The organism is Microbacterium ureisolvens, from assembly GCF_019511645.1.
Classification (GTDB): domain Bacteria; phylum Actinomycetota; class Actinomycetes; order Actinomycetales; family Microbacteriaceae; genus Microbacterium; species Microbacterium ureisolvens_A.
This window is the reverse complement of sequence record NZ_JAEUAX010000003.1, coordinates 119,477-131,384: the sequence shown is the minus strand read 5'-3', so window position 1 is coordinate 131,384 and position 11,908 is coordinate 119,477. Positions and strand designations below refer to the sequence as shown.

The 11,908-nt window shown below is 70.9% G+C and carries 10 protein-coding genes; 8 read left to right on the top strand and 2 right to left on the bottom strand.

What is annotated here, in order from left to right; translation table 11 throughout:
- Nucleotides 1-88: 88 nt before the first annotated feature.
- Both JNB61_RS07170 and JNB61_RS07165 read left to right on the top strand, forming a co-directional pair.
- A complete protein-coding gene (locus JNB61_RS07170; RefSeq protein WP_220339194.1) occupies nt 89-1,606 on the top strand; it encodes a DUF7059 domain-containing protein in 1,518 nt (505 codons plus the stop codon).
- 24 nt (nt 1,607-1,630) lie between these two features.
- A complete protein-coding gene (locus JNB61_RS07165) occupies nt 1,631-3,058 on the top strand; it encodes a CCA tRNA nucleotidyltransferase (RefSeq protein ID WP_220339193.1) in 1,428 nt (475 codons plus the stop codon).
- Between the two features lie 24 nt (nt 3,059-3,082).
- Here the strand turns inward: JNB61_RS07165 and JNB61_RS07160 are convergent, their stop codons facing one another.
- Nucleotides 3,083-3,739, bottom strand: a complete 657-nt coding sequence (locus JNB61_RS07160; protein WP_220339192.1) for an FMN-dependent NADH-azoreductase — start codon at nt 3,737-3,739, stop codon at nt 3,083-3,085.
- Nucleotides 3,740-3,818: 79 nt separating this feature from the next.
- Between JNB61_RS07160 and JNB61_RS07155 the strand changes: the two genes are divergently transcribed.
- The 5 genes from JNB61_RS07155 to JNB61_RS07135 all read left to right on the top strand — a co-directional run bounded on the left by JNB61_RS07155 (nt 3,819) and on the right by JNB61_RS07135 (nt 9,597).
- Nucleotides 3,819-4,160, top strand: a complete 342-nt coding sequence (locus JNB61_RS07155; protein ID WP_220339191.1) for a winged helix-turn-helix transcriptional regulator — start codon at nt 3,819-3,821, stop codon at nt 4,158-4,160.
- 78 nt (nt 4,161-4,238) lie between these two features.
- The gene (locus tag JNB61_RS07150; protein WP_220288911.1) at nt 4,239-5,579 is read left to right on the top strand and encodes a helix-turn-helix domain-containing protein; all 1,341 of its coding nucleotides are present in this window, start codon (nt 4,239-4,241) and stop codon (nt 5,577-5,579) included.
- Between the two features lie 89 nt (nt 5,580-5,668).
- Nucleotides 5,669-7,219, top strand: a complete 1,551-nt coding sequence (gene exaC, locus JNB61_RS07145; protein WP_220288910.1) for an acetaldehyde dehydrogenase ExaC — start codon at nt 5,669-5,671, stop codon at nt 7,217-7,219.
- An 81-nt stretch (nt 7,220-7,300) separates the two neighbouring features.
- The gene (locus tag JNB61_RS07140) at nt 7,301-7,696 is read left to right on the top strand and encodes a DUF779 domain-containing protein (RefSeq protein ID WP_220339190.1); all 396 of its coding nucleotides are present in this window, start codon (nt 7,301-7,303) and stop codon (nt 7,694-7,696) included.
- 92 nt (nt 7,697-7,788) lie between these two features.
- Nucleotides 7,789-9,597, top strand: a complete 1,809-nt coding sequence (locus JNB61_RS07135; RefSeq protein WP_220339189.1) for an SLC13 family permease — start codon at nt 7,789-7,791, stop codon at nt 9,595-9,597.
- A gap of 22 nt (nt 9,598-9,619) precedes the next feature.
- Here the strand turns inward: JNB61_RS07135 and JNB61_RS07130 are convergent, their stop codons facing one another.
- Entirely contained in the window at nt 9,620-10,108 is a 489-nt protein-coding gene (locus JNB61_RS07130; RefSeq protein ID WP_220339188.1) for an FBP domain-containing protein, read from the bottom strand.
- A gap of 468 nt (nt 10,109-10,576) precedes the next feature.
- Here JNB61_RS07130 and JNB61_RS07125 point away from each other — a divergent pair, with 468 nt between their 5' ends.
- Nucleotides 10,577-11,776 (top strand): acyl-CoA dehydrogenase family protein, encoded by a 1,200-nt coding sequence (locus JNB61_RS07125; protein ID WP_220339187.1) that lies wholly within the window; start codon nt 10,577-10,579, stop codon nt 11,774-11,776.
- Nucleotides 11,777-11,908 lie beyond the last annotated feature (132 nt).

The window sequence follows — 11,908 nt, the reverse complement described above, 5'->3', positions numbered from 1 at the left end:
TGCGATGTCCTGACCGCACGATCGAGGAGATTCTACGGTCCGAGCCTCCGAGCCCGCCTGAGGACAGGCGGCGCGGTTGAATGGACGGGTGCTGCCCGAACCGGATACCGACCTCTGCCGTGACCTCGCCGCCGACCTCCGGAGCGCGGGGTTCACCGCCGAAGCACTGCGAGACGCGTGGGGCGCCGCGGCCGACGACGCGATCGCGCGCGGTCTCCGCTCGCCGGCGTCGCGCGCCCTCGGCGACCGCGGCGACGCCCTCGCCGTGCTGGGCAGGCTTCTTGTGCTCGGGATGCCGCAGGCCGCCCCATCCGTCGATCAGGCGCTCTCGCGAACCGGTGCAGCAGGACTCGCACGGCTGGGGCTCGCCGAGATCGACCACGAGGTGCGCCCGCTCGCCGTGGTGCGGCCGCAGTCGTACGCCGACGCGTCCGGGTCCGGACAGTGGTGGATCGCGAGCGATCTGGACGAGGCTGCGCTCGGCGGACCGTTGCCCGAGGATCACGTGCTCGGCGTGGGCGGCGCGTCACTGACGCTCGCCGGACTGCAGCTGCCGACCCCCGCGGGGCGCGCGCTCGACATCGGGGCGGGGTGCGGTATCCAGGCGCTCCGCGCCCGTGCGCACGTCGACCACGTCGTGGCGACCGACATCTCGCCGCGCGCGCTCGCGTTCACCCGGCTGAACGCGCTCCTCAACGGCATCGACGGCATCGAGGTGCGCCTCGGCAGCCTCTTCGAGCCGGTCGTGGGCGAGCAGTTCGACAGGGTCGTGTCGAATCCGCCGTTCGTCATCACGCCGCGGGTCGCGGACGTTCCCGCATACGAGTACCGCGACGGGGGCATGGTCGGAGATGACGTGGTGGCCGCGTTCGTGACGGGCGTCGGCGCGCACCTCGCGCCCGGCGGCGTCGCGCAGCTGCTGGGCAACTGGGAGACGCGGGACGGTGTGGCGGGCCTCGAGCGCGTGCGCGGGTGGGTCGATTCGTCGCCGATGCCGCTGGACGCCTGGGTGGTCGAGCGCGAGCGCCTCGATCCGCTGTCGTACGCCGAGCTGTGGGTGCGCGACGGCGGCACGCTGCCCGGCACGCCCGGCTTCGCGAGGCTCGTCGACGCGTGGCTCGACGACTTCGCGGCGCGCGCGGTGACCGAGGTGGGCTTCGGCTACCTGCTGCTGCGCCGTCCGGCCGATGGATCTCCCACACTCGGCCGGTACGAGACCCTCCACACCGCGCTTCCCGGTGAGGGGCTGGGAGCGCACCTCGCGGCCGCGCTCGAGGCGCACGACCGCTTGCGCACGCTCGACGACCCGGGTCTCGCAGCATCCGTGCTCGTCGTCGCTCCGGATGTCACCGAGGCGAGGCATCACCTGCCGGGCGCCGAGGATCCGACGGTGATCGAGCTGCGGCAGGGCGGGGGCTTCGGGCGGTTGCTGGGCGTCGACCCGGGGCTCGCGGCGCTCGTGGGGGCGTGCGACGGCGATCTGGCGGTGGGCGTGCTCATCGACGCGATCGCCGATCTGCTCGAGGTCGAAGCCGGCGCGCTCCGCGCGGACCTGCTGCCCCGCGTGCGCGAGCTGGTGTTCACGGGGTTCCTGCGTTTCGCGTGAACAGCGCTCGCTAGGCTGGAGGCCATGCTCAACATGGCCGAGGGCATCGCGCGCCTCGGCGCGCTCGCCGAGTCTCCCGTCGTCTCCACGCTCGCCCGCGCCTTCTCGGACGCCGGCTTCGACCTCGCGATCGTGGGCGGTCCCGTGCGTGACGCACTGCTCGGCCGGCCGACGAACGACCTCGACTTCACGACGAACGCGCGCCCCGACGACATCCTCAAGATCGTGAAGCCGATCTCCTCGGCGCGATGGGACATCGGCCGTGCGTTCGGCACGATCGGCGCCCGCATTCACGGCGAACAGGTCGAGGTCACGACCTACCGCGCCGACAGCTACGACGGCGTCACACGCAAGCCCACCGTCGAGTTCGGCGACACGATCGAGGGCGACCTCGTACGGCGCGACTTCACGGTGAATGCGATGGCTCTCCGGGTTCCCGGGCAGACGCTGGTCGACCCGACCGGCGGCGTCGAGGACCTCGTCCGGGGCGTGCTGCGAACCCCCACCGACCCCGCCGTGAGCTTCGGCGACGATCCGCTGCGGATGCTGCGGGCCGCCCGCTTCGCGTCGCAGCTCGGATTCGCGATCGACCCCGCCACCGAAGCCGCCATGGAGCAGCTGCGCGGCACCCTCGAGATCGTGAGCCCGGAGCGCATCCAGGCCGAGCTGGTGAAGCTGCTCGCGACGGACGACCCGGTGCGCGGCATCCGCGTTCTCGTCGAGACCGGACTCATGGCCGAGTTCCTGCCCGAGATCCCCGCGCTGCAGCTCGAGGTCGACGAGCACCACCACCACAAGGACGTCTACGAGCACTCCCTCACGGTGCTGCGGCAGGCGATCGAGCTCGAGAAGGCCCGGAATCCGGATGCCGCACCCGACGTCGCCCTCCGGCTCGCGTCACTGCTGCACGACATCGGCAAGCCCGCGACGCGCCGGCTCGAGCCGGGCGGCGGCGTCACGTTCTATCACCACGATCTCAAGGGCGCACGGATGGCGCGCAAGCGCCTGCAGGAGCTGCGCTTCGACACCGCGACGATCGCGACGGTGAGCCGGCTGATCGAGCTGCACCTGCGCTTCTTCGGCTACTCCGAGGGCGCATGGACCGACTCGGCCGTGCGCCGGTACGTCCGTGACGCCGACGCTGAGCTCGATCGCCTGCACATCCTCACGCGGGCCGACGTGACGACCCGCAACGTCAAGAAGGCCACGCGTCTCGCGCGCGCCTACGACGACATCGAGCGCCGCATCGCCGAGCTCGCCGCGCAGGAGCAGCTCGACGCGATGCGCCCCGAGCTCGACGGCAACCGCATCCAGGAGGTGCTGGGCCTCACGCCCGGCCGTGAGGTGGGCGAGGCGTACCGGTTCCTGCTCGACCTGCGGCTCGACGAGGGCATCGTCGGCGAAGAGGAGGCCGAGCGCCGCCTGCGCGAGTGGTGGGCCGCCCGCGCCTGACGTCGACGGGACGGCCCGGGGTCGTCACGCGGCGCTGGATCCGCGGAGCTCCGCCAGCTCGCGACCGGAGCGCACGGCACTGCTCTCGGCCGAGCGCTTGAGTTCGGCGGCCGGCTCGGCGAACGCGTCGAGCGCGGGGTTCACGCCCACGAGGGTGAACGGGCGGTGGACGACCCGCAGATCGAGGCCCCACACGTCCTCGAGCACGCGGCGCAGCCAGGCGGTGGAGTGGTCCCAGCCCTCCTTGGGTGTGCCCTCGTCGTAGTTTCCGCCGAGGACGGTGACCAGCGTCGCGGGCTTGCCACGCAGATCCGTGCCCTGGGGATCGATGCCGGGCACGGTGTAGGCGAGGTCGAACCACGTCTTGAAGTGCTGCGAGACGCCGTAGTTGTACAGCGGCACCGTGAACAGCAGCGCGTCGGCGCCGCGCAGCTCATCGGCGAAGGTGCGGGCGAGGGCCATCGCCTCGCGCTGCGCGTCGGTGCGGTCCGCCTCGGGCGTGAACCCGCCCTGCACGGCGTCGCGCCACGCGGTCGCGGGAACCGGGTCCGCCGAGAGGTCGCGGCGCATCACCGGCGAGTCGGGGTGGGCAGCGGTCCACTCGGACTCGACGAGGTCGCCCAGCTCACGGCTCGCCGACGTCGCCGGAAGGATGCTGGCGTCCAGACGGAAGAGTGTCATGACAGGTCCTTTCTTCTTCTCATAGTCACTAGCAAAAACAGAGCGACTAGCGCGAGCGTAGCATGCCTAGAATGGGGTGATGGTCGATGAGGAAAGCGAGATCCACGCGTGTGACGCGGCGGTCACCCTCGCCTTCTCGGTCCTCGGCAAACGCTGGAACGGCATGATCCTCGACGTGCTGGGTGGTGGGCCGCTGTCGTTCGTCGCGCTTCGGCGCGCAGTATCCGGCATCAGCGATGCGGTGCTCTCCGACCGGCTCTCCGAACTGGCCGAAGCGCAGCTGGTGACCCGCCACGTCGACCCCGGCCCCCCTGTCGCAGTGAGCTACGCGCTGACCACACAGGGCGAGAAGCTGATACCCGTGCTGCAGCAGCTGGGCACGTGGGCCCGAGAGAACCTCGTCGTCACCGCCCGCGCCTGAGTCGCGGCATCCGTCGTCCGCATCGGGGTGCCGCACCTACACTGGAGGCACGCTCCACCGACGTCGATCGGAGCCGCCGTGTCATCTTCCTGGTCGCAGCGCCGCGCGGTCTCGCCAGAGACCTCGCGTCTGCTCATCGAGCGCGCCCATGAGGAGCTCGTCGCCGGCAACACCGCCGACGAGCGGCTCCGCGACGTCCGCGTCCTGGTTCGCGACTCGTGGCGCCGCTCGCTCGACAGCCTCGTCGGCGCCGAAGGGCTGCCACCCCTCGACCTCACGGCCGAGGAGCTCGACGCGTACCGCCGTGCGCACCCGCTGTCCGCGGTGATCGACATGGTGCGAGGGCTCCTGCTTCCCGGCGAGGCATCCGAATCGGGCGTCGTCGTCGCCGTCGGCGACGCTGCCGGGCGCCTGCTGTGGGTCGAGGGCGACCGCAATGTGCGCCGGCTCACCGGCGGGATGGGCTTCGTCGAGGGCGCCAACTGGTCGGAGGACGCCGTCGGCACCGCGGCCCCGGGCACCGCGATCGCGCTCGACCGGTCGGTGCAGATCGCCGGCGCCGAGCACTTCAACCGGCTCGTGCAGCCTTGGTCGTGCAGCGCCGCGCCCGTGCACGACCCCGAGACGCGACGCATCCTCGGTGTGATCGACGTGACCGGTGGGCTCGAGGCCGTCACCCCTCAGGCGCAGTTGCTGGTGGATGCCACGGCCCGCGCGATCGAAGGCGAGCTCCTGGTCGCGCGGCTCCGCGCGCGTGCAGAACCGCCGCGACCGGCCCGGCGGGCGCCCGCCCGGCGCGTGGAGCCCACGCGTGCGACGCTGCGGGTGCTCGGGCGTGACCGTGCGCAGCTCGAGGTGACGGGCGAGGGCTTCGAGAGCGTGTCGGAGCTCGGCCCGCGCCACGCCGAGCTGCTGCTCATGCTCGCCGTGCACCGCCAGGGCCTGTCGGCCGAGCGGCTGGGCGACCTGGTGTACGGCGAAAGCGCCGGGGACGGGGCATCCGTGACCCTCCGTGCCGAGATGGTGCGTCTGCGCAAGGCGCTGACGACGGCCGCCCCGGCTCTCGTTCCCGAGTCGCGGCCGTACCGCCTCGGGGTCGAGGTCGAGACCGACGCGCACCAGGTGCTGTCGCTGCTCGATCGCGGCGCCCACCGCGTCGCCCTCGCGGCCTACCGTGGCGACGTGCTCCCCGACTCCGTCGCGCCGGGGGTGGAGGAGTTCCGCGACACCGTCCGCGTTGCGCTTCGCGAAGCGCTCATGGCCGAGGCATCCGTCGACGTCCTGCTCGCCTTCGCCGACACGGATGCCGCGGCCGACGACGTCGAGCTGCTCCGGCTGTGCCTCTCGATGCTGCCCGCCCGCTCGCCCCGCCGCGCCGGCCTCGTCGCCCGCATCGAGAAGCTCGAAGCCGCCCTCTGACCCGGTCGCAACGTTCTGCAACCTCGCGCGTCCTACCGTCGATGCATCGCGACGACGACCGTCGCGGAACGCGTCGAAGGAGACCAGCAATGACCATCGTCGAAGAGGGCGTCTCGAGCGTCTACGCCGCACCCGGGCAGCGGGGATCTATCGCCGACTACCGCCCCCGCTACGGGCACTACATCGGCGGCGAGTTCGTCGAGCCGATAAAGGGCCAGTACTTCGAGAACATCACGCCCGTCACCGGCAAGCCGTTCACCGAGGTCGGCCGCGGCACCGTCGAGGACGTCGACCGCGCGGTGGACGTCGCGTGGAAGGCGTTCGAGTCGTGGAAGCGCACGACGCCTGCCGAGCGCGCCATCATCCTCAACAAGATCGCCGACCGCATCGAGCAGAACCTCGAGCGGATCGCCGTCGCCGAGACGTGGGAGAACGGCAAGCCCGTCCGCGAGACGTTGGCGGCCGACATCCCCCTCGCGGTCGACCACTTCCGCTACTTCGCCGGCGTGCTGCGCGGCCAGGAGGGCTCGCTCAGCCAGCTCGACGAAGACACGGTCGCGTACCACTTCCACGAGCCGCTGGGCGTGGTCGGCCAGATCATCCCGTGGAACTTCCCGATCCTCATGGCCACGTGGAAGCTCGCCCCGGCGCTCGCCGCCGGCAACTGCGTCGTGCTGAAGCCCGCCGAGCAGACACCGGCGTCGATCCTGTTCCTCTTCGAGATCATCGGCGACCTGCTGCCGGCCGGCGTCGTCAACATCGTCAACGGCTTCGGCATCGAGGCGGGCGCGCCGCTCGCGCAGCACAAGCGCATCCGAAAGGTCGCGTTCACCGGCGAGACCACGACGGGCCGCCTCATCATGCAGTACGCGTCGCAGAACCTCATCCCGGTGACCCTGGAGCTCGGAGGCAAGAGTGCCAACGTGTTCTTCGAGGACGTCGCCCGCGACACCGGCGACGCCTACTACGACAAGGCGCTGGAGGGCTTCACGCTCTTCGCCCTCAACCAGGGCGAGGTCTGCACGTGCCCGTCGCGCGCGCTCATCCAGCGCTCGATCTACGACGGGTTCCTCGGCGACGCCCTGGGCCGCGTCGGCAAGATCGTGCAGGGCAACCCGCTGGACCCGGCGACGATGATCGGCGCCCAGGCATCCAACGATCAGCTCGAGAAGATCCTGTCGTACATCGAGATCGGCAAGGCGGGCGGCGCGAAGCTGCTCGCCGGTGGCGAGCGCGTCGATCTCGGCGGCGAGCTGTCGGGCGGCTACTACGTGGCCCCCACCGTCTTCGAGGGCACGAACGACATGCGCATCTTCCAGGAGGAGATCTTCGGGCCCGTCGTCTCCGTCACCTCGTTCGACGACTTCGACGACGCCATCTCGATCGCCAACGACACTCTGTACGGCCTGGGCGCCGGCGTCTGGAGCCGCTCCGGCGACACCGCCTACCGCGCCGGTCGTGCGATCGAGGCGGGTCGCGTCTGGACGAACACGTACCACCAATACCCCGCGCACGCGGCGTTCGGCGGCTATAAGCAGTCCGGCATCGGGCGCGAGAATCACCTCAAGATGCTCGACCACTACCAGCAGACGAAGAACCTCCTCGTCTCGTACGCCGACGGGGCCATGGGCTTCTTCTGATCCTGCCCTCCCCATGAGACCCGGGCGGGAGCGAGCCCCAGCGCCTCCGCCCGGGTCGCACCGTTCCCCGAGGAGAACGCGATGACCCCGACCCGGACCTACGCGCGCGTCGCGGTGACGGATGCTGCCACCGCCCTGCTGCGGCAGCTCACGGCGCAGCACGGCACGTTGATGTTCCACCAGTCCGGGGGCTGCTGCGACGGCAGCGCACCCATGTGCTACCCGGTGGGGATGTTCCTGACCGGACCGTCGGACGTGCGCCTCGGCGAGCTCGACGTGGGCCTGGACGATCCCGTCGAGGTCTTCATCTCGGAGGCGCAGTTCGAGTACTGGAAGTACACCCACCTCACGATCGACGTGGTGCCCGGCCGCGGGGCGGGGTTCAGTGTCGAGGGCCCGACGGGCAACCGGTTCATCATCCGCAGCCGCATGCTCGATGACGAGGAGCTCGTGCATTTCGGTCTGGGACCGCCGTGAGGCGGTGAGATCGTATGCTGCCGACGCAGTCGCCTCGGTAGCATTCGCAGAGCGGGCGGATGCGGCGAACCCGGCCCGTGGGCGGAGGTTCGATGAGCGGCGAGCTGATCCTGGTGCTCGTGCTGCTGGCGATCACGATCGTGCTCTTCGCGATCGGCCGGCCACGCATGGACGTGGTCGCGGTCCTGGTGATCGTCGCCCTGCCGCTCACCGGCGTGCTGACGGTGCCCGAGACACTCGCGGGCTTCGCCGATCCCAACGTGATCCTCATCGCAGCACTCTTCGTGGTGGGCGAGGGTCTCTCGCGCACGGGGGTCACCTACCGCCTCGGCGATTGGCTGTCGGCGCGCGCAGGGAGCAGCACCCCGGGGCTCATCGTGCTGCTCATGCTGTCGGTCGCGGCGCTCGGTGCGGTGATGAGTTCGACGGGAGTGGTCGCGATCTTCATCCCGGTGGTGCTCAGCATCGCAGCCCGCACCGGTCTTTCGCCGCGGCAGCTCATGATGCCGCTCAGCATGGCCGGCCTCATGAGCGGCATGCTCACTCTGATCGCGACGGCACCGAACCTCGTCGTCGATGCGGAGCTGCGCCGCATGGGCTTCGACGGGTTCGGCTTCTTCAGCGTCACGCCGTTCGGCCTCGTGATCCTGGCGCTCGGCATCGGCTACATCCTCCTGGCGCGGCGGTTCCTGGGCGACGACCGCGGCGCGTCCGGCAGCGACCGCCGCACGTTCGGCAGCCTCATCGCCGACTATGAGGTCGACAGCCGGACCGGGCGCTACCGCGTCGGCGCCGCATCGCCCCTCATCGGCCGCACTCTCGCCGCGGCCGACCTCGCCCCGTCCCTGAGTTCCGTGCTCGGCCTCGAGCGCACGCGATTCCTGCGAGGGACGACGCTCAGCACGGCAGGTGAGACGGTGGTGCAGCGCGGCGACACCCTCGTCCTCGACATCGTGCCGTCGCCGGCCGAACGCCGGCGGCTCGACCTCGAGCGGCTCGACGTCGTCGGCGACTTCTTCGAGTCCTACGCCCGGCAGGTCGGGATGGCGGAGGTGATCGTCACCCCCGACTCGCGGGCCATGGGCCGCAGCATCCGTGAAATGCGCTTCCGGACCGAGTACGAGGTGACGGTGCTCGGTGTGCGGCACGCGGGGCACGCCGCGGGTGCGGATTTCAGCGACCGGCGGCTCCACCCGGGAGACACCCTGCTCGTCGCGGGTGGCTGGAACCAGATCCACCGGTTCCGCGAGGAGGCGCGGGACTTCGCACCGATGGACCTGCCGAGCGAGGGCGACGAGGTCGCGCCCGCCGCCGACCGCGCGCCGTTCGCCCTGCTCAGCGTCGCCGTGATGATCGTGCTGATGGTGACCGGATTCGTGCCGAACGTCATCGCCGCCCTGATCGCAGCGCTCATGATGGGCCTGTTCCGCGTGATCGACATGCCTTCGGCGTATCGGTCGATCCACTGGCCGACGCTGCTGCTCATCGCGGGCATGCTGCCCTTCGCCCAGGCGCTCGAGGTGACGGGCGGCATCGACCTCGCCGCCGACGCCCTGCTGAGCGCCTTCGGCGGCGCGGGCCCTGCCCTCATCCTCGGCGCCCTCTTCGTGACGACCGCGGTGATCGGGCTGTTCGTCTCCAACACCGCGACGGCGGTGCTCATGGCCCCCATCGCCATCACCGCCGCCGATCACCTCGGGGCGTCGCCGTACCCGTTCGCGATGGTCGTGATGCTCGCGGCGTCGTCCGCGTTCATGACGCCGGTGTCGTCGCCGGTGAACACGCTCGTCGTGGAGCCGGGACGCTACCGTTTCGGCGATTTCGTCCGGCTGGGCGTGCCGTTCACGGTGCTCGTGCTCGTCGTGAGCGTCCTCATGGTGCCGCTGCTCCTGCCGCTGTAGCAGGAGCAGCGGTCACCTGATGTCAGGCGCCGTCGCGGATGTCGCGCGCGAAGCCTTCGGCGTGTGCACGCAGGGCCTCGATGCGCCGCTGGCGCGCGGCCCTCACGTCGAATCCGAGATACGCCGGCGGCATCGGGCGGCGGGCGTTGACCGAGCACTCGAACCGCTCGCACAGCAGGGTGCCGACGGTGTCGCCGTTTCGTCCGGCCTTTCCGGCGCGCTTCGCGCCGAACAGCACGACGTCGTTCGGCAGGGTGACGTCCTCGCACCACGAGCACTGCGGGCGGGTGCGGGTGCGCTGCTCGGCCTGCCGCAGCAGGATGCCCACGGGCTCGTCATCGACCGGCACCACGATGAAGCCGGCGAGCGGCTGCTTCGGGTCGCGCCAGCCGAGGTAGTCGAGGTCGTCCCAGCCGACATGGGCCAGGTCGGGAACGATGATGGCGTTGCGCTCGCGCAGCGAGGCGTTGACGAAGGACGCGCGGATGTCCTTCTCGGTGAATGCGTGCATGATTTCCCCTCTTTCACAGGGCAGAGTTCACAAGGGTCGCCGCGAGGACGACAAGGAAGCGGATGCCGCGGGACCGGCCCGGTCCGCGGAGAGTCGAGCGGCGTCGCAGCCGGCCTCAGGCCGGGCGACGGGCCCGGCTACCTCCGCTCGGCGCGTGCAGCGCCGAGTACCCCCTCACGCCCGCCGGGCGTCGCGAACGTCGAATGCACGCCCGACAGCATACGCCCGACCGCCTCCACGCCCGCTTCGCACTCAATGAAGGAACGTCGGGCTCTGGGGGGAGTCGCTCGGCCCGTGGCCCGGCAGCCGGACACCTTCGCGACGTACCCCGGAGTAGCCGCGCGTATCGCTGACATCGGCGCGATACCTCTCTTATACGCAGCGGGTCGACGATGTCGATCGCACCGGCCGGCATCGGGGAGAATCGACCCACACGCGCGAGTGCGCGATCCGACGCGAGGAGGCGCCGTGCCCGATGTCCGCCGTGACCCCGACGATCTCGCCGCGCTGCGCGAGGCATCCGACGTCCTCGGCATCGACGGTCAGCTGAGCCCCGACGAGCGCGGCACGCGCGACCGCGTGCGTGCGTTCGTCGACTCCGAGCTGCGCCCGCACATCGCGGACTGGTTCGACCGCGCGCACTTCCCCGTCGAGCTCGCACCCGAGCTGGGACGCCTGGGCGTGCTGGGCATGGAGCTGGAGGGGTACGGATGCCCCGGCCGCAGCGCCGTCGAATACGGCCTGGCTGCGCTAGAACTCGAGGCCGGCGACTCGGGCATCCGCACGTTCGTCTCGGTGCAGGGCTCACTGGCGATGGGTTCGATCCACCGCTGGGGCAGCGAGGAGCAGAAGCAGGAGTGGCTGCCGCGCATGGCAGCGGGAGAGGTGATCGGCGCGTTCGGGCTCACCGAGCCGGGCGCCGGATCTGACCCGTCCAGCATGACGACGTTCGCCCGCCGCGACGGCGATGACTGGGTGATCATGGGAGCCAAGCGCTGGATCGGGCTCGCCTCGATCGCGCAGCTCGCCGTGGTCTGGGCGCAGACCCACGACGGCGTCCGCGGCTTCATCGTCCCGACCGACGCCGCCGGGCTCGGGATCACGGTGCTCGAGCCGAAGGGCTCGATGCGGGCGTCGGTGCAGACGGCGCTGCACTTCGACGACGTCCGGGTGCCGGCATCCGCTCTCCTTCCCGGAGCGCGAGGATTGCGCGGACCGTTCTCCGCCCTCAACGATGCGCGGTACGGGATCGTGTGGGGCGCGCTGGGCGCCGGACGCGACAGCTACGAGGCCGCCCTGCGCCACGCCCTGCGGCGCGAGCAGTTCGGGCAGCCGATCGCGGGGTTCCAGCTCACGCAGCGCAAGCTCGTCGACATGGTCGTCGAGCTGCAGAAGGGCGCCCTGGTCGCGCTGCAGATCGGACGGGCGAAGGACGCCGGCACCCTGACGCCCACGCAGATCTCACTGGGAAAGCTCAACAACGTGCGCGAGGCGATCGAGATCGCCCGCGAGGCGCGGACGATCCTCGGCGGCGACGGCGTGCTCCTCGAGAACTCGCCGATCCGTCACGCGGCCAACCTCGAGTCGGTCCGGACCTACGAAGGCACCGACGAGGTGCACACGCTGGTCCTGGGGCAGCACCTCACCGGGCTCGGCGCGTTCCGCTGACGGGCGCTCGCACCCGACGCGAATCGGGCCGGGTTCGGCGTCTGCTCGGCCATCCGGTACCATAGGAGGGTTGTCCGCACGCGCAACCCTGCGCGGCGAGTCGGACGACGTGCAACACACCCTCCTGCTGCC